General features: G+C 69.0%; 16 protein-coding genes. 9 read left to right on the forward strand and 7 right to left on the reverse strand.

The features are described from left to right. Positions 1-3 precede the first annotated feature (3 nt). Both dcd and JAV51_RS06145 read left to right on the forward strand, forming a co-directional pair. Entirely contained in the window at positions 4-588 is a 585-nt protein-coding gene (gene dcd / locus JAV51_RS06140; protein WP_197319641.1) for a dCTP deaminase, read from the forward strand. An 86-nt stretch (positions 589-674) separates the two neighbouring features. After that, complete coding sequence (locus JAV51_RS06145) at positions 675-1,427, forward strand: CAP domain-containing protein (protein WP_197319642.1); 753 nt, start codon at positions 675-677, stop codon at positions 1,425-1,427. Here JAV51_RS06145 and JAV51_RS06150 read toward each other — a convergent pair. The 3 genes from JAV51_RS06150 to JAV51_RS06160 all read right to left on the reverse strand — a co-directional run bounded on the left by JAV51_RS06150 (position 1,421) and on the right by JAV51_RS06160 (position 6,206). Continuing rightward, positions 1,421-3,052: an acyl-CoA dehydrogenase family protein gene (locus tag JAV51_RS06150; protein ID WP_197319643.1), complete on the reverse strand. Its 1,632-nt coding sequence runs from the start codon at positions 3,050-3,052 to the stop codon at positions 1,421-1,423. The genes JAV51_RS06145 and JAV51_RS06150 overlap by 7 nt on opposite strands. A gap of 147 nt (positions 3,053-3,199) precedes the next feature. Then, positions 3,200-3,736 (reverse strand): DUF742 domain-containing protein, encoded by a 537-nt coding sequence (locus JAV51_RS06155; RefSeq protein ID WP_307845748.1) that lies wholly within the window; start codon positions 3,734-3,736, stop codon positions 3,200-3,202. A 157-nt stretch (positions 3,737-3,893) separates the two neighbouring features. Then, a complete protein-coding gene (locus JAV51_RS06160) occupies positions 3,894-6,206 on the reverse strand; it encodes a (Fe-S)-binding protein (RefSeq protein WP_197319645.1) in 2,313 nt (770 codons plus the stop codon). 153 nt (positions 6,207-6,359) lie between these two features. Between JAV51_RS06160 and JAV51_RS06165 the strand changes: the two genes are divergently transcribed. Both JAV51_RS06165 and JAV51_RS06170 read left to right on the forward strand, forming a co-directional pair. Continuing rightward, on the forward strand, positions 6,360-6,689 hold the full coding sequence (locus JAV51_RS06165; RefSeq protein WP_197319646.1) for a multidrug efflux SMR transporter: 330 nt from the start codon (positions 6,360-6,362) through the stop codon (positions 6,687-6,689). Continuing rightward, a complete protein-coding gene (locus tag JAV51_RS06170) occupies positions 6,686-7,246 on the forward strand; it encodes a TetR/AcrR family transcriptional regulator (RefSeq protein WP_197319647.1) in 561 nt (186 codons plus the stop codon). Before JAV51_RS06165 ends, JAV51_RS06170 begins: the two co-directional genes overlap by 4 nt. Here JAV51_RS06170 and JAV51_RS06175 read toward each other — a convergent pair. Continuing rightward, positions 7,233-8,039 (reverse strand): IclR family transcriptional regulator, encoded by an 807-nt coding sequence (locus JAV51_RS06175; protein ID WP_197319648.1) that lies wholly within the window; start codon positions 8,037-8,039, stop codon positions 7,233-7,235. The genes JAV51_RS06170 and JAV51_RS06175 overlap by 14 nt on opposite strands. 213 nt (positions 8,040-8,252) lie before the next feature. Beyond that, a complete protein-coding gene (locus JAV51_RS06180; RefSeq protein ID WP_197319649.1) occupies positions 8,253-8,801 on the reverse strand; it encodes a YbhB/YbcL family Raf kinase inhibitor-like protein in 549 nt (182 codons plus the stop codon). Between the two features lie 168 nt (positions 8,802-8,969). Here JAV51_RS06180 and JAV51_RS06185 point away from each other — a divergent pair, with 168 nt between their 5' ends. The 5 genes from JAV51_RS06185 (at position 8,970) to JAV51_RS06205 (ending at position 14,175) form a co-directional block, all read left to right on the forward strand. Continuing rightward, the gene (locus JAV51_RS06185; protein WP_197319650.1) at positions 8,970-9,689 is read left to right on the forward strand and encodes a DUF4097 family beta strand repeat-containing protein; all 720 of its coding nucleotides are present in this window, start codon (positions 8,970-8,972) and stop codon (positions 9,687-9,689) included. A gap of 240 nt (positions 9,690-9,929) precedes the next feature. Beyond that, complete coding sequence (gene dnaK, locus JAV51_RS06190; protein WP_197319651.1) at positions 9,930-11,789, forward strand: molecular chaperone DnaK; 1,860 nt, start codon at positions 9,930-9,932, stop codon at positions 11,787-11,789. Then, positions 11,786-12,523: a nucleotide exchange factor GrpE gene (gene grpE, locus JAV51_RS06195; protein ID WP_197319652.1), complete on the forward strand. Its 738-nt coding sequence runs from the start codon at positions 11,786-11,788 to the stop codon at positions 12,521-12,523. The genes dnaK and grpE overlap by 4 nt, the downstream gene beginning before the upstream one ends. A 27-nt stretch (positions 12,524-12,550) precedes the next feature. Then, positions 12,551-13,726, forward strand: coding sequence for a molecular chaperone DnaJ (dnaJ, locus tag JAV51_RS06200; protein ID WP_197319653.1), 1,176 nt, complete (start codon positions 12,551-12,553; stop codon positions 13,724-13,726). Positions 13,727-13,734: 8 nt separating this feature from the next. Next, on the forward strand, positions 13,735-14,175 hold the full coding sequence (locus JAV51_RS06205; RefSeq protein ID WP_197319654.1) for a heat shock protein transcriptional repressor HspR: 441 nt from the start codon (positions 13,735-13,737) through the stop codon (positions 14,173-14,175). A 3-nt stretch (positions 14,176-14,178) separates the two neighbouring features. Here the strand turns inward: JAV51_RS06205 and JAV51_RS06210 are convergent, their stop codons facing one another. Both JAV51_RS06210 and JAV51_RS06215 read right to left on the reverse strand, forming a co-directional pair. After that, positions 14,179-15,366: an FAD-binding oxidoreductase gene (locus tag JAV51_RS06210; protein ID WP_197319655.1), complete on the reverse strand. Its 1,188-nt coding sequence runs from the start codon at positions 15,364-15,366 to the stop codon at positions 14,179-14,181. A gap of 224 nt (positions 15,367-15,590) precedes the next feature. Beyond that, positions 15,591-17,222 carry a sodium:alanine symporter family protein gene (locus JAV51_RS06215; protein WP_197319656.1) on the reverse strand — a complete coding sequence of 544 codons (1,632 nt, stop codon included), beginning with the start codon at positions 17,220-17,222 and terminating at the stop codon, positions 15,591-15,593. Positions 17,223-17,347 lie beyond the last annotated feature (125 nt).

The raw sequence follows: 17,347 nt of genomic DNA on the forward strand, positions 1-17,347 counted from the left end.
GCGGTGCTGTTGAGTGACCGTGACCTCCGCAAGGCGCTGGAGTCGGGACGCCTGAAGATCGACCCGTTCGACCCGGCGATGGTGCAGCCGTCGAGCGTCGACGTACGGCTCGACCGCTTCTTCCGCGTGTTCGACAACAGCAAGTACACCCACATCGACCCGAAGCTGCGGCAGGACGAGCTGACGTCGCTGGTGGAGAAGGACGGCGACGACGACCCGTTCGTGCTGCACCCGGGCGAGTTCGTGCTGGCGTCGACCTTCGAGCTGTTCACGCTCCCCGACGACCTCGCGGGTCGCCTGGAGGGCAAGTCGTCGCTGGGGCGGCTCGGGCTGCTCACGCACTCGACGGCCGGGTTCATCGACCCCGGCTTCAGCGGGCACATCACGCTGGAGCTGTCGAACGTCGCCAACCTGCCGATCACGTTGTGGCCGGGCATGAAGATCGGCCAGCTCTGCCTGTTCCAGCTCACGAGTTCCGCCGAGTATCCGTACGGGTCGGTCGAGGTCGGATCGCGGTACCAGGGCCAGCGTGGACCCACTCCGAGCAGGGCTTACAAGAACTTCGACCGGGTCGACACCCGCCGCTGACCTCCCCGATCCACGGGGCGTCACAAGGTTGCCGCCAATCACATCACGGTTCAATAAAGCACTCGTCGGTGGTAACTTCTCGCGCCGTGCCTGCCCCGAGTTCCCGAATCCGGTCACTGCTGGTGTTCGCCAGCGTGCTCGTCGGGGTGGCTGTCGCCGCCGGCGGTCACCTGCTCTGGTTGCAACCCGGCCCGGACGACACCCGAGTGCTGACGGCCTCCGAGCCTCGGCCCGGTGGCGCGCAGGCCGGTGGCGTGCCGGTGCCGAGCACCACGACCGCGACGTCGTCCGAGGAGCCGAGCCCCACTCCGACGACCGAGCCGACGACCTCCACCCCCGACACCGATGAGGCGCAGGACGAGCCCACCACCTCGTCGCAGACCAGCTCCCCGCCCCCCGACACCGAGTCGAGCACCCCGACGACCGACTCCACCACCAGCACCACCCCCGACGGTGCCGAGAACCCGACGGGCTCCGCGCAGGAGCAGGTCGTCGAGCTCGTCAACGCCGAACGCGCGAAGGCCGGGTGCGCGGCGGTGCGCGTGGACGACCGACTCGTCGCCTCGGCTCAGGGACACAGCGACGACATGGCCGCGGGCGGCTACCTCTCCCACACCTCCCGTGACGGGAGGTCATTCGACGACCGCATCGAGGACGCCGGCTACCCGAGCCCGGCCGCCGAGAACATCGCCATGGGCATGTCGTCGGCGGAGGCCGTCATGGACGCGTGGATGTCCTCCGACGGCCACCGCCGCAACATCCTGAACTGCGACATCACCGCCATCGGGGTGGGACTCAACCCCGACGGCTGGTACTGGACGCAGAACTTCGGTTACTGAGCGACCCGGGCCCGGGCGACGATCCGCTCGACGTCCGTTCCCCGGGGCAGGGTGCCGAACGCGACACCCCAGTCGCCGCCGAGGCGGGAGGCGCAGAACGCGTCGGCCACCGCCTTGTCGCCGTGCCTGACCAGCAACGAGCCCTGGAGCACGAGCGCGAGCCGTTCCACGACCCGCCTGGCCCGGTACTCCGCGTCGGACGGGTCGCCGAGTTCGCGCCGCACCGAGGCGATCGCCTCGTCGAGTCGGGAGTCGGCCCCCGCGGCGAGCCCGACCTCGGCGAAGAACGCCTCGACGGCCTCGGGCTGCTTCGTCATCGCACGCAGCGTGTCGAGCGCGGCGACGTTGCCCGAGCCCTCCCAGATGGACGACAGCGGCGACTCCCGGAAGAGGCGCGGCATGCCCGACTCCTCCACGTAGCCGTTGCCGCCGAGGCACTCCAACGCCTCCGCGGCGTGGGCGGGGGCACGCTTGCAGACCCAGTACTTCGTGACCGACAGGGCGAGTCTGCGGAACGCCGCCTCCTGCGCGTCGCCTCGGACGGCGCGGTCGGTGGCTCCCGCGAGCCGCAACGCCACGGTGGTCGCCGCCTCCGCCTCGACGGCGAGGTCGGCGAGCACGTTCGTCATGAGCGGCTGCCGGTCGAGCGCGGCGCCGAACGCGTGGCGGTGCTGCGCGTGGTGCACGGCGCGCACCGTGCCGTAGCGCATGCCTGCGGCGCTGCCCGTCACGCAGTCGAGTCGGGTGTTGTTGACCATCTCGATGATCGTCCGGACTCCCCGGCCCTCCTCACCGACGAGCCAGCCCACCGCACCGTCGTACTCGACCTCGCCGGAGGCGTTCGACCGGTTGCCGAGCTTGTCCTTGAGTCGCTGGAAGTGCAGCGCGTTGCGGGTGCCGTCGGGCAGCACGCGGGGCAGCAGGAAGCACGACAGTCCGCCCGGGGCCTGCGCGAGCGTGAGGAACATGTCGGACATGGGCGCGGAGGTGAACCACTTGTGCCCGGTGATGCGGTAGGTGCCGTCGCCGTTCGGCACGGCCCGGGTGGTGTTGGCGCGGACGTCCGAGCCGCCCTGCTTCTCGGTCATCGACATGCCCGCGATCAGACCGCGCTTGGTGGTGGGCACGCGCAGGCCGAAGTCGTAGTGCGGAGCGGCGAGCAGCGGTTCGTACGTGGCGGCGAGCTCGGCGTTGTGCCGCAAGGCCGGAACGGCCGAGTAGGTCATCGAGATCGGGCACGTGTGCCCCGGCTCGACCTGGCTCCAGACGTAGAACTTGGCCGTGCGGGCCACGTGCGAGCCAGGACGGTCCTGCGTCCACGGAGCCGCGTGCAGTCCGTGTTCCACCGCGACGGTCATCAACTCGTGCCAGTACGGGTGGTACTCGACCTCGTCGATGCGTCTGCCGACGCGGTCGTGCGTGCGCAGCACCGGCGGGTACTCGTTGACCAGCCTGCCCCACTCCTGAGCCTGCTCGCCGCCTGCGAGGACGCCGAGTTCACGGACCTCCGGTTCGGCCCAGTCCGCGCCTTCGCGACGGAGACCGTCGAGCAACGCGGGGTCGTCGGCCACGTCGTGGTCGACGAGCAGCGGAACCTGGTTGGTGACCTCGTGGGTGGGTGGCATCGCGGGCTCCTCTCGCGCGAAGGGGCTGACCGTGCTCGACCGGTCCGGTGTCGCCGGTGGTCGCCGAGCACGGAGTGAAGCACCGTTGCCGGCGCTCGAACAAGGGGCGTCGGGCGGGCGTGCTCGTACGGGCGGTACGACGAGGAGTCAGAGGTTGCGCAGTCCGGCCAGCACGCGGTCGAGCAGGGCTCGGTCGGGCCTGCCGCCCTTGGTGGGCGCGGCCTGGTGCACCCGCAGGTAACCGGTCTCGGCGAGGTCGCTGATCAGGACCCTGGCGACGCCGAGCGGTACCGAGAGGTTCGCGGCGATCTCCGCGACCGACACCGGAACGGCGCAGAGTTGGCCGAGCTTGCGGTACTCGGAGCCGGGTTTGTGGAGGTGCCATCGAGCGTGGGGTTCGGCGGAGACGAGCGTTTCCACGGCGAGGTCGGAGCGAGCGCGGGTGCGTCCCTTGGTGAGGACGTAGGGTCTCGCGCGCAGTCTGCCCGTCGTGGAACTCTCCTCCTCGTCGGCGAACGCGTCGTGCTGGGACATCACGACGCGCGCCGGGCGGGGAGTGCGCTTGCGTGGGGCGGGTGAGGGTCGCCAGCCCTCGTGCGGAGCCTGGTCCGAGAAGAGGTCGGTGCTGAAAGCCTCCTCGTCATGACCCGCCCCTGTCGGTTCGGCATCGTCCGGCCTACCCACGCAATCTCCGCCTTGCATGTTGCTGCCTTGTCCTCGCTTTGTTACTGGCTCGCGAGGTTGTCATGCTAGCGCGGTTTGGGGGCCAGACGGCGGGGTCGCGTTTAAGAATAATCCGTGAGTATTTGGGATTTTTTTAAGCGACCCCGCCGATTGGTGACTACTTGTCCTCGTCAGGCTGCGTCGTTCCGGTACCGACCTCGTCGGTGGGGACGTCCGCGCGGCCGTCGGCCTCGGCCTCACCGCCGATCTCGGCGCCACCGCCGGCCGCACCCGAGCCGGAGACACCCGCGCCCACCGGCTGACCACGCTTCACCGCGGACAGCAGGAGCTGCGCGACGTCGACCACCTCGACGGTCTCGGCGGCCTTGCCCTCGTTCTGGCGGGCGGTCACGCCGTCGGTGAGCATCACGCGGCAGAACGGGCACCCCGTCGCGATCTTCGAGGGCGCCGTGCCCAGCGCCTCGTCGACTCGCTCCACGTTGATCCGCTTGCCGATCCGCTCCTCCATCCACATGCGCGCACCACCGGCGCCGCAGCACATGGACCGGTCGGCGTGGCGGGGCATCTCGCGCAGGGACGCGCCGGACGCACCCACGAGCTCACGCGGCGCCTCGTACACCTTGTTGTGGCGGCCCAGGTAGCACGGGTCGTGGTAGGTGACGTCCTGCGCGATCGGCGCCATCGGAGTGAGTCGCTTCTCGCGCACGAGGCGGTTGAGCAGCTGGGTGTGGTGCACGACCTCGTAGGTGCCGCCCAGCTCCGGGTACTCGTTGGCGAGCGTGTTGAAGCAGTGCGCACACGTCACGACGATCTTGCGCTTGCTCTGCTCCACGCCCTCGAACACCGAGTTCAGCACCTCGACGTTCTGCTGGGCGAGCATCTGGAACACGAACTCGTTGCCCGCGCGGCGAGCCGGGTCGCCGGTGCAGGTCTCCTCCGGGCCGAGCACCGTGTACTTCACGCCCGCGATGTGCAGCAGCTCGGCCACCGCGCGGGTCGTCTTCTTGGCACGGTCCTCGAAGGCGCCGGCGCAGCCGACCCAGAACAGGTACTCGGCGTCGCCCAGCTCACCGTCGAAGACCGGCACCTCGAAGTCGAGGTCCTCGGTCCAGGCGAGGCGGTCGCGGGCGTTCTGACCCCACGGGTTGCCCTTGTTCTCCAGGTTCTTGAACATCCCGTTCAGCTCGCTCGGGAAGTTCGACTCGATCATCACCTGGTAACGCCGCATGTCGACGATGTGGTCGACGTGCTCGATGTCCACGGGGCACTGCTCGACGCACGCGCCGCAGGTGGTGCACGACCACAGCACCTCGGGGTCGATCACGCCGCCGTCGTCGCCGGTGCCGACGAGCGGGCGCTCGGCCTCGGCCAGCGCCAGCACGTCGATGCCCGCGTACGGGTTGTCGCCGGTGAGGCCGACCTCCTCGCCCGTGACGTCCTTCTTGCCGCCCGCCAGCAGGTACGGGGCCTTGGCGTAGGCGTGGTCGCGGAGCTGCGTGATGACCAGCTTCGGCGACAGCGGCTTGCCGGTGTTCCAGGCCGGGCACTGCGACTGGCAGCGACCGCACTCGGTGCAGGTGGAGAAGTCGAGCCAGCCCTTCCACGAGAAGTCCTCGACCCGGCCCGCGCCGAACACGTCCTTCTCGGGGTCGGCCTCTTCGAAGTCGAGCGGCTTGCCGTCGCTCATCATCGGCTTCAGGGCGCCGAGCGCGACACCGCCGTCGGCCTCACGCTTGAAGTAGATGTTGAAGAAGGCGCTGAACCGGTGCCAGGCCACGCCCATCGTCAGGGTGCGGCCGACGACGATCAGCCAGATCATCGCCGAGAGCAGCTTGACCAGCGCCATGACCGACACGGCGGCGGTGCTGGTGGGCAGCAGGGTGGCGAGCGGCTTGGTGACGAAGCTCGACCACAGGGCCGGGTCCTCGATGCCGCTGGCGATCTTGAACGTCTTGACGCCGAGGATGCCGAGACCCTCGATGATCACCACGGCCTCGACGAAGTAGGCCCAGCCGAAGTTCGACCCGGCGAAGCGCGACTGCCGGTCGGCGCGGCGCGGGTGGTTGGCCTGGCGGATGATCGCCAGGGCGACACCACCGACCACGGTGCCGAGGCCGAGCAGTTCGAGCAGGAGCTGCCACAGGCTCCAGTGGCCGATGATCGGCCAGGTGAACTCCGGAACGAAGACCTCACCGTAGGCCTCGAAGACGGAGAGCGAGCCCAGCAAGAAGCCCCACATGACGAGCCAGTGCCACGGGCCGACCTGGCGGAACTTGTTCATGCGGGTGTGGGCCGCGAACTCCTTGATCAGGGTGCGCAGGCGGGGCCCGAAGGGACCGTTGCGGGTCGAGTCGGGCTGGCCGAGTCGGATGATGCGAATCTGGCGGAGCACGCCGGAGACGAACACGGACCAGGCGACGATGCTGACGAGGACGCCGATCGCGCCCATCGTGATCTGCAGTGCACCCATGCTCGGGGCCTTTCGGTTCGGGAGCTTCGCGGTGGGTCGGGGAAAGGCTAATGGTTCGTACTGATGAGTAACCTACTGCCTCTCCCGGCGTCCCACTGATGTGGCGCACGACTCGCCGGATATTGGGACGTTCGTTCAGGTATTTTAACAGTCATGAACCCCTATGTCCTGTTGGCGGCGGCCATCGTGGCCGAGGTGACCGGCACCGTGTCGCTCAAGTACGCGGACGGTTTCACCAGGCTGGTGCCCTCGGTGATCGTCGCCGTCGCCTACGGGACGGCGTTCTACCTGCTTTCCCTCGTGCTCAAGGCAGGCATGCCCGTCGGTGTCGTCTACGCGATCTGGTCGGCGTTCGGGGTCGCGCTCGTCGCCGTCATCGGCGCACTGTTCCTGGGTGAACGCATGAACGTCACGATGATCGCCGGACTGGTGCTCGTGATCGGCGGCGTCGTCCTCCTGGAACTCGGAGGTCAACAGCAGTGAGACAACAGGTCGACGGGCGAAGGGCCCGGGGCGAGAAGCGTCGCAACGAGATCATCGAGGCGACGCTGCGCGTGATCGAGCGGGACGGCGTCGCCGGGGTCACCCATCGCACGGTGGCCAAGGAGGCGGGCATCCCCACCACGTCCACCACCTATCACTTCGCGAGCCTCGACGACCTGCTCATCGCGACCCTGATCAGTTGCGCGAGGGACATGGCCACCGAGGTCTACTGGATGATCGACCGCGCCCGCTCCCGAGGAAGCAGAGGTGCCGACGAGGTGGCGAACCTGCTGGCCGAGGCGCTCGGGCCGCGTCGAGGGCGCACGATGGCCGAGTACGAGCTGTATCTGCTGGCCGCGCGCCGACCCGAACTGCGCCCTGCGGCGCGTCGCTGGCTCGACGTGCTGACGTCGATGGTCCAGCACGACGACGAGGTGCCGTTCCGGGTGTTCCTCGCGGGCATCGACGGGCTGTTGATCCAGGGGTTGATCGACGACGAGCCGCCGACGGCCGAGGAACTTCGTCCCGTGGTGGACTACCTGCTCAAACCGCACTGACGGCGGTCGGGTCGAGGCTCGCCGAGTCGGCCAGCACCCGGGTGAGCCGGGCCGCGCCCCGCGCGACGGTGCGTTCGAGTTCCCCGTGCCGCGCCGCGAACTCGCTGATCGGAACGGAGAACGCCACCGCGCCCCGGACCCGGTTGTCCGCGCCCCGCACGGGAGCCGACACGCACGCGACCTCGCGCTGGAACTCCTCGACGTCCCTCGCCACGCCCGAGCGCCTGACCAGCTCCAGCTCGCGGGTGAGGTCGGCGAACCGCACGCGGGTCCGGTCGGTGAGCCGCGGCATGCCCGTGCCCTCCAGGTAGGACCGTCGCTGTCTCGGCGTCAACGTCGAGAGCAGGACCTTGCCGAACGCCGTGGCGTGCGCCGCCTCGTGGAGACCGAACTCCACCGGTGTGGCCCGGGGATACCGGGCGGAGTCGGCGACGGCGGCCACGACGACGTCGGTGTCGCGCAGCACCGTGTAGTAGGCGGCGGCCCGTGCGTGGCGATGCAGCAGGTTCAACTCCTCCCGCACCACGTCGTCGACGTTCAGTTCCGCGCACAGCCGCCGGTGCAGCGTGTCGATCTTGTACCCGAGGCCGAACCCGCGCCCGTGGCCGAGGCGTACCACGTAGCCCTCGTGGACGAGGGTGTTGAGCAGGTGGTACGTCGTCGAGAGGGTGAACCCGGCACGGCGGGCCACCGCTTTCGCGGAGACGCCGTCCCCCTCCGCGGCGACGATCTCCAGGACCCGTAGGGCGCGCCTGGCCGAGCCGATCAGGCCACGCGGCGCAGAGCTGCTCACCGACCACCTCCGGCTGCATTGGAGCGCTCGCTCGGGCGTCCAGCATACGGACTCCGAAAGGGACGGTGGAGGCGATTCGCGGCACGCGGAAAACGTCGGCCTCGGGGAGGAATCCGTTGCGCCGTACGGAGGAGAAGGGTGTCGTCGGGTTGGCTCGGCGGGGCAGGCGTCCACCCCGCCGAGGCCGTGCCGCGCGAGTGCGATGTGGTCCGCTCAGCCCTCGTTCTCGTAGATCGGGGTGAGCGTGGCGCGGGCCAACGTGTGGCCGAACATGGTGAAGCCGAGCACCGCGGGGGTGGCGTCCTCCGCGACGTCCAGCGACTCCACGTCCAGCGCGTGGACCGCGAAGATGTAGCGGTGCGGGCCGTGTCCGGGCGGCGGGGCCGCGCCGACGTACTGCCGGACGCCGCCGTCGGTGCTCAGCATGCGCGCCCCCTCGGGCAGGCTGCCCCGGTCCGGGGTGCCGGCGCCGGACTTCAACTCGGTGACCGACGCGGGAATGTCGAACACCGCCCAGTGCCAGAAGCCGCTCCCGGTGGGGGCGTCGGGGTCGAAGCAGGTCACCGCGAAGCTCTTGGTCTCCTCGGGGAAACCCTCCCAGGCCAGGTGGGGGGAGAGGTCCTCGCCGCCCGCGCCCATGATGCCGCTGCGCTGTGGCACCGGCAGCGTCTCGCCCTCGGCCACGTCGTCGCTGCGCAGGCGGAACGACGGGACGGGGGGTAGCGCGTCGTACGGGTTCGGAGCCGAGCCCGCTCGGGTCATGGGTGCCTCCAGTCGTCGGAGTTGCCGAATGTCTGTGAGGTCAGGTTAGTGAGGACCCCGGGGGTTCGCCCCAGGGTCGGTTCGGGGGCTTCCCCGATGTGGCGGGGTGCCTCGGCTCCCTAGCCTCGTACAGGCACAGGCACGGTGAGCCGGGGGAACGGAGAAAAGATGAGTCGCGTCGGGCTGGCCGTCGGGGGAGCGATCCTCGTGGTCGTGGGGTTGGCCGTCGCGACGAACTGGTCGTTCACCACGACGACGGAGCGCACGGACACGGTGTCCGCCGCGATCCGGCACGTGGAGATCGACAACGGCTCGGGTTCGGTGAAGATCCGCGCGGGGGAGGTCGCCGAGACGGTGGTGCGGCAGGAGCTGACCCACGTCGGTGGCGAGCCGGACCGGGCGTTCGACGTGGACGGCTTTACGTTGAGGCTCGCCGGTTGTGGTGCGGGCTGTTCGGCGGACTACGAGGTGACGGTGCCGCCCGACGTGACCGTCTCGGGGTCGGTCACGTCGGGTGACGTCGTGGTGGAGGACACGGGGGACGTGGACCTGCGCGCCTCGTCCGGCGACATCGAGGTGCGGTTGAGCGGGGCACGGCGGGTGGCGGTCGCGGTCACCTCCGGCGACGTCGTGCTCGACCTCGACCAGGTGGGGGAGGCCGAGGTGACGGCGACGTCCGGTGACCTGTCGCTCGACGTGGGGGAGGTCGACGCGGTCCGGGCGGAGGCGACCAGCGGTGACATCGAGGTCGTCGTTCCCGAGGGCGACTACCGGGCCGAGGTGTCGACGACCAGTGGTGACCAGGACGTTCGGGGGGACGATCCGGCTGCCGACCGGACACTGCGGATCACCGCTACGAGCGGGGACGTCACGGTGCGTGGGGTGTGACGTGTCAGACCGGGCCCCGCGGGATTCCTCTCGGCGGGGCCCGGGAACATCGGGACGAGCGGCTTCGTTGGACGAAGCAGAAACCTTGAGTGTGCCTCACTCAACTCCGGATTGACGGCGTAAGCTCGATCCGGTTAGAACTTGAGTAGACCTGACTCAAGTTTGCTGCTCCCGGAGCGGACACCACTGTTCGCCCGCGAGTCGGCCACAGGCATCAGGAAACGCAGGAGGGAAAGACACATGGCGCGCACGGTCGGCATCGACCTGGGTACGACCAACTCGGTCGTCGCGGTCCTCGAGGGTGGTGAGCCGACGGTCATCGCCAACTCGGAGGGCGCCCGTACCACTCCGTCCATCGTCGCCTTCGCCAAGAACGGCGAGGTGCTGACGGGCCAGCCTGCCAAGAACCAGGCCGTCACCAACGTCGACCGCACCATCCGCTCGGTGAAGCGTCACATGGGCACCGACTGGAAGGTCGACATCGACGGCAAGAAGTACACGCCGCAGGAGATCAGCGCGCGTGTGCTCATGAAGCTCAAGCGGGACGCCGAGGCCTACCTCGGTGACGAGGTCACCGACGCGGTCATCACCGTGCCCGCGTACTTCGAGGACGCGCAGCGCCAGGCCACCAAGGAGGCCGGACAGATCGCGGGCCTCAACGTCCTGCGCATCGTGAACGAGCCCACGGCGGCCGCGCTCGCCTACGGCCTCGACAAGGGCGAGAAGGAACAGACCATCCTGGTCTTCGACCTCGGTGGCGGTACGTTCGACGTCTCGCTGCTGGAGATCGCCGAAGGCGTCGTCGAGGTGCGGGCCACGAGCGGTGACAACCACCTCGGTGGTGACGACTGGGACCAGCGCATCGTCGACTGGCTGGTCGAGAAGTTCAAGGCCTCGCACGGCATCGACCTGACCAAGGACCGGATGGCGCTGCAGCGCATCAAGGAGGCCGCGGAAAAGGCCAAGATCGAGCTGTCGAGCTCCAGCACCGCGAACATCAACCTGCCGTACATCACGGTGGACGCGGACAAGAACCCGCTGTTCCTCGACGAGACCCTGTCGCGGGCCGAGTTCCAGCGCATCACCGCCGACCTGCTGGAGCGCACCAAGGCGCCGTTCAACAACGTCGTCCGTGACGCCGGCATCTCGGTGGCCGACATCGACCACGTGGTGCTCGTGGGTGGCTCGACCCGGATGCCCGCCGTCTCCGACCTCGTCAAGGAGCTGACCGGCGGCAAGGAGCCCAACAAGGGCGTCAACCCCGACGAGGTCGTGGCGCTCGGTGCGTCGCTGCAGGCCGGTGTGCTCAAGGGCGAGGTGAAGGACGTCCTGCTGCTCGACGTCACGCCGCTGTCGCTCGGTATCGAGACCAAGGGTGGCGTGTTCACCAAGCTGATCGAGCGCAACACCACGATCCCCACGAAGCGTTCGGAGATCTTCTCCACCGCGGACGACAACCAGCCGTCGGTGCAGATCCAGGTCTTCCAGGGTGAGCGCGAGATCGCGGCCCACAACAAGAAGCTCGGCATGTTCGAGCTGACCGGCATCCCGCCGGCACCGCGTGGTGTGCCGCAGATCGAGGTCACCTTCGACATCGACGCCAACGGCATCGTGCACGTCACCGCGAAGGACCTCGGCACCAACAAGGAACAGTCGATGACCATCACCGGTGGCTCCGCGCTGCCGCAGGAGGACATCGACCGGATGATCAAGGACGCCGAGGCCCACGCGGATGAGGACCGCAGGCGCCGCGAGGAGGCGGAGACCCGCAACCAGGCCGAGACGCTGGTCTACCAGACCGAGAAGTTCGTCAAGGACAACGACGAGAAGTTGCCCGAGGAACTCAAGGGCAAGGTCAAGACCGCGATCGACGAGGCCAACGAGGCGCTGAAGGGCACCGACACGGCCAAGATCAAGGAAGCGATGGAGAAGCTGAACTCCGCTTCCCAGGAGCTGGCCACGTCGCTGTACGCCAACACGGGTGCGCAGGCGGGCGGTGCTGACGCCGGTGCCGCCGGGGCCGACAGCTCCTCGGCCAAGGCCGACGACGACGTGGTGGACGCCGAGATCGTGGACGAGGACGACAAGGACAAGAAGTGACCGAATCCCAGTCCGAGCGAGCCGACGAGCGGGAACAGGAGCCAGTGGTCGTGCGGGACCGTCGCAAGATCGATCCCGAGACCGGTGAGCTGCGCGCCCAGGACGGCGCCCAGACTGACGCGGAGGAGGCCCAGGAAGTGCCGGCCGACTCGGCGGCGCCCGCGCAGGCGGACGCCGCCGAGGGCACGGCGGGCGAGGGCGTCACCGGTCCGGACGTGTCCGAACTGGAGAAGCAGCTCGACGAGCGCACCGCGGATTTGAAGCGGGTGCAGGCGGAGTACGCCAACTACCGCCGCCGCGTCGAACGCGAGCGTGAGGCGATGACCGAGGGCGGCAAGGCCGCCGTGGTCGGGGACCTGCTGCCCCTGCTCGACGACCTCGAGCGGGCTGACGCGCACGGTGACCTCACCGGTGCGTTCAAGGCAGTGGCCGAGAAGTTGCTGGCGACCTTGGAGAAGGCCGGGTTGGAGCCGTTCGCCGCGGTCGGCGACGAGTTCGACCCGACCGTGCACGAGGCCGTCCAGCACGACACCTCGCCCGACGTCGACGGCCCCACGGTGACCACCGTCCTGCGGCGGGGTTACCGCTTCGGCGACCGGGTGCTGCGGGCGGCGTTGGTCGGGGTCACCGACCACGAGCCGGCTCCGCAACCCTCGGGCGACGCCGAGGAGGCGATCGATCAGCCGGTCAACGGTGAGCTGCCGGTCGACAAGGCTGATGAGACCGAGCGCTGACACGACACGGAAAGGAGGGGACGCCTGATGAGCGCGAGGGAATGGCTCGGTAAGGATTTCTACCGCGAGTTGGGCGTCTCCTCCGACGCCTCCGCCGACGAGATCAAGAAGGCGTACCGCAAGCTCGCCCGGGAGAACCACCCGGATGCCAATCCCGGCGACGCCGAGGCCGAGAAGAAGTTCAAGGCCGTCTCCGAGGCGTACGGGGTGTTGTCCGACCCGGAGAAGCGCAAGGAGTACGACGAGGCCCGCAGGCTGTTCGGCTCCGGCGGTGCCGGTGGGTTCGGTTTCCCGCCGCCCGGCGGTGGAGCCGGTGGCGTGAACCTCGGCGACATCTTCGGCAACGCGGCCGGTGGCAGCGCCGGCTTCGGCGGTCTCGGCGACATGCTCGGCAACCTCTTCGGTCGGCGCGGCGGTGCGTCCACGTCGACCGCTCGGGGTCAGCGGGGCGCCGACGTCGAGACCGACGTGCGCATCGACTTCGCCGAGGCCGTGAAGGGGGCCACGCTGCCGCTGCGGTTGTCCAGCCCGGCGACGTGCGGCACGTGTGGTGGCAACGGGGCACGCCCGGGGACGTCTCCCCGCACCTGCCCGGTCTGCCAGGGCGTCGGGCTCGTCAACCGCAGTCAGGGGGCGTTCGCGTTCTCCGAGCCGTGCCGGGAGTGCCGTGGTCGGGGCACGGTGATCGACGACCCGTGTCCCGAGTGCTCCGGTGAGGGCGTCAGCACCCGGACCCGCACGCTGACGGTGCGGATTCCGCCCGGGGTGGACGACAACCAGCGCATCCGCCTCGCCGGGCAGGGCGAGCCCGGGCGTGGTGGGGCTGCCGCCGGTGATCTGTACGTCCGCGTGCACGTCACTCCGCACCCGGTGTTCGGCCGCTCCGGCAACGACCTGACCGTCACGCTGCCGGTCGACTTCGCCGAACTGGCCCTGGGGGCCACGGTCACGGTTCCGACCCTGGACTCGAAGGTCACGGTCAAGATTCCGCCCGGCACCGGAAGCGGCCGGGTGTTGCGGGTGCGTGGCAAGGGCATTCACAAGCGCGACGGAACGAAGGGTGATCTTCTCGTCACCCTGCAGGTCGTCGTGCCTGGCAAACTGGACGACCAAGCAGCCGAGGCGTTGCGGGCGTACGCCGAGGCGGTCGCGTCGCACGATCCGCGGCCGGAGATCACCGCACTACTGCGCGACAGGGAGTGAGGTTGACGATGTTCGGTTCAGGTTTCCCCAGCGGGCTGCCCAACGGTGCCGACGAGGACACGCCCGTCTTCGTCATCTCCGTGGCCGCGCAGTTGTCCGGGCTGCACGCCCAGACGCTGCGTTCGTACGACCGGCTGGGGCTCGTCAGTCCCGGCCGAACGGCGGGTGGCGGACGCCGCTACTCCCTGCGTGACATCGCCCAGCTGCGCGAGGTGCAGCGGCTGTCGCAGGAGGAAGGCGTCAACCTGGCCGGCATCAAGCGGATCATCGAACTGGAGAACCAGGTCGGCGAATTGCAGCAGCGGGTCACCGAGCTGACCGAGGAACTCGCCGCGGCGTACGCGGCGGCGGAACAGGCAGCCGCCGCCGTGCACGCCTCTTACCGGAAGGACCTGGTTCCCACCCGCAGGCAGAACGCGCTGGTGGTGTGGCGACCGAGCCGGTCCTGACCCTCACAGCGTGAGCATCGGGTCGTAGGCGATCCGGCTCGGGTGCACGCCCGAGCGGCGGAGGGCCACCACGGTGGACTCGATCATCCCGGGCGGGCCGGACACCAGGATGTCGTGGTCGTGCAGCGAGCCCCAGCGTGCCGCGACCTCGGCCAGCGTCCCGTGCTCCGCCTCCGGCGCGGAGGCCGCGTCCTCGACCACCGGCCACACCGTCAGCCAGGGGTTCGTGGCGGAGAACGAGTAGAGCTGGTCGAAGGCGTAGAGCTCGTCCCAGTGCGGGGCTCCGTAGAGCAGCGTGACCTGGGGGTTGTCGACCCACCGGCCGAGGTCCTGCAGAAGCGCCTGGATCGGGGCGACGCCCGTGCCTCCCGCGATCAACAACACCGGGCGCTGGGACTCCCGGTCGATGCGGAGTTGCCCCATCGGAGCGCCGAACTTCCACACGTCGCCGATCTGCGTGTGTCCGACGATGGCCCGCGACACCCAGCCCCCGTCGATCGCGCGGACGTGGAACTCCATCGCCCCGTCGGACGCCGGTGCGTTGGCCGGGGAGAGACAGCGCCAGAGTCGGGGCCGTTGAGGCACCTCGACGCTCACGTACTGTCCGGCGCGGTAGGGCACGGGGTGCTCGAACTCCACCCGGACGAGGGCGAGGTCCCAGCTCAGCCGGTGGTGTTCGGCGACGGTGCCCAGCCAGTACGGCGGTTCGGCACCGCCGGCGTCGGCCTCCTCCGCCGCGTCCTGCATGGCCCTGGCCACGAGTGTGTACGCCTCGGCCCAGGCGCGCTCGACCTCGGGCGTCCACGCCGGACCCAGGCAGTGCTTGAGCGCGCCGAGCAGTGCGGTGCCCACGGCTTCGTAGTGGTCGGGCCGCAGGCCGAACTTGCGGTGGTCACGGCCGAGCTGCCGCAACACCGGCACCAGATCGTCCGGCCGGTGCACGAGCCGCAGCACCCGCAGCAGGGCCCGCACCACCCGCCCGTTCTCGGCCTGCATGCTGACCGGGAAGAAGTCTCGCGCCGAGGGCGACAGGTGGAACAGGAGCCGGTAGAACTCCTGCTCCACCTGGTCGCGGTACCGAGCCGCGTACTGCCAACTGCGTTCGACGTTCTCGACGAGATCGGTGACGGCGGGGGGAGCTTCCCGAGGCGGGGCCAGTTCCGGGATGGGGCTGAACAACGTGTCTGTCATCAGCCCGCCTCACAGCGTCCGCGCCGAGCGCGAGTAGTACGCACTGCCACGCAACACCCTGGCTCCTTCGTACGACGAGTTGTCGACCGCCCATAGTGTGCCCGAGACGTCGGGGTTCGCGCTGGAACGCGGATGGTGGCAGCGGACGACCCCCGAGACCGCGGAGCGCCGGTGCTTGCCGGTGCGCACGGTCCCGGGGGCCGCTCGTCGTGGGTCGAGTGGTGTCAGCCCACCTTGTCCGTCTGCGGCGGCTCGCTCGGCTCGCCCTTGTCGACCCGCTTGACCTCGCCCGAGCGCAGCTTCGCGGCGAAGTCCTTGACCTCGTTGCGCACCACCGGCACCAGGATGTACAGACCGATGATGTTGAACAGGGCCAGCAGGAACAGCACGGCGTCGGCGAAGTCGAGCACGCTGCCCAGCGTCAGCACGCAACCGGCGACGATGAACACGCAGAAGATCACCTGGTACGTGCGCTCGCTGCCGCGGGACTCGCCGAACAGGTAACCCCACGCCTTCTGGCCGTAGTAGCCCCACGTGATCATCGTGGAGATCGCGAAGAGCGCCACGGCGAGCGTCAGGACGTATGGGAACCAAGGCAGCACGGTCGCGAACGACTCGGAGGTGACGGTGACGCCGTCGGCGGTCTCGCCGTTCTGCACGTAGGCGAGCTTGGCGTCCTCCCAGAACTGCGTCTTGGCGATGACGATCGTCAGCGCGGTCATGGTGCAGACGACCACCGTGTCGATGAACGGCTCCAGCAGCGCGACGTAGCCTTCGGTGATCGGGTTCTTGGTCTTGACCGCGGAGTGCGCGATGGGGGCGGACCCGAGACCGGCCTCGTTCGAGAACGCGGCACGCTGGAAACCGCAGATCAGGGCGCCGACCACACCACCGGCGACGCCTTCGGCGCTGAACGCGCCGGAGATGATCTCGCCGAACGCGGCGGGCACGGCGTCGATGTTGACGCCGATGACGATGAGGCACGCGGCGATGTAGATGATCGCCATCGAGGGCACCAGGCGGCTGGTCACCGCGCCGACGGACTTGATGCCGCCGATGATCACCAGGCCGACGATCACCGCGAGCAGGACACCGAAGACGAAGGCGGCACCGTCGCTGCCGAGGAAGCCGTCGGCGCCACCGGTGACGTCACGAAGCTGCGCGAACGTCTGGTTCGCCTGGAACATGTTGCCGCCCGCGAGGGCGAAGAACAGCAGCATGATGGCCGCCAGCACGGCGAGCACCTTGCCGAGGACGGAGCCGAACGCGTTGGGGATGCGCTCGGCGAGGCCCTTCCGCAGGTACTGCATGGGGCCACCGGAGACGGTGCCGTCCTCATGCACTTCGCGGTACTTCACGCCCAGGGTGCACTCGACGAACTTCGTGCACATGCCGAGCAGACCAGCGACGATCATCCAGAAGGTCGCACCCGCGCCACCGATGGTGACGGCGACACCGACACCGGCGATGTTGCCGAGGCCGACGGTGCCCGAGATCGCGGAACTCAGCGCCTGGAAGTGGTTGATCTCGCCCGGCTCGGACTTGTCCGTGTACTTGCCGCGGACGATGTCGATGGCGAGCTTGAACTTCCGGAACTGGATGAAGCCGAAGTAGATCGAGAAGATCGTGGCGGCGAGGATCAGCCAAGCCACGATCCAGGGGAACGAGATGCTGCCGACGGTGACCTCACCGAAGACGAACCCGGAGAGCGCGTCGGTGACCGGTTGGAAGACGTTGTTGATTCCTTCCTCGATCGAGCCGAGGAAGCCGCCCTCGGCCGCGAGGACCGTGGTGGCCGTGTCTCCTGTGGCGGCCGGCGGGCTCGCCGAGACGGTGACGCTGGTGATGACAGACATGGTCCGGTAGTTGACCCCAAAGGGTGGGCTGTGGCAAGAGTCACCGTGAATCTGTTACCCATTGTTACCGCCAAACGCCACGATCGTGGGTTGTTGAGCGGAACAGACTCAACTTTTCTGACGTT

Source organism: Saccharomonospora sp. NB11, from assembly GCF_015910535.1.
Taxonomy (GTDB): domain Bacteria; phylum Actinomycetota; class Actinomycetes; order Mycobacteriales; family Pseudonocardiaceae; genus Saccharomonospora.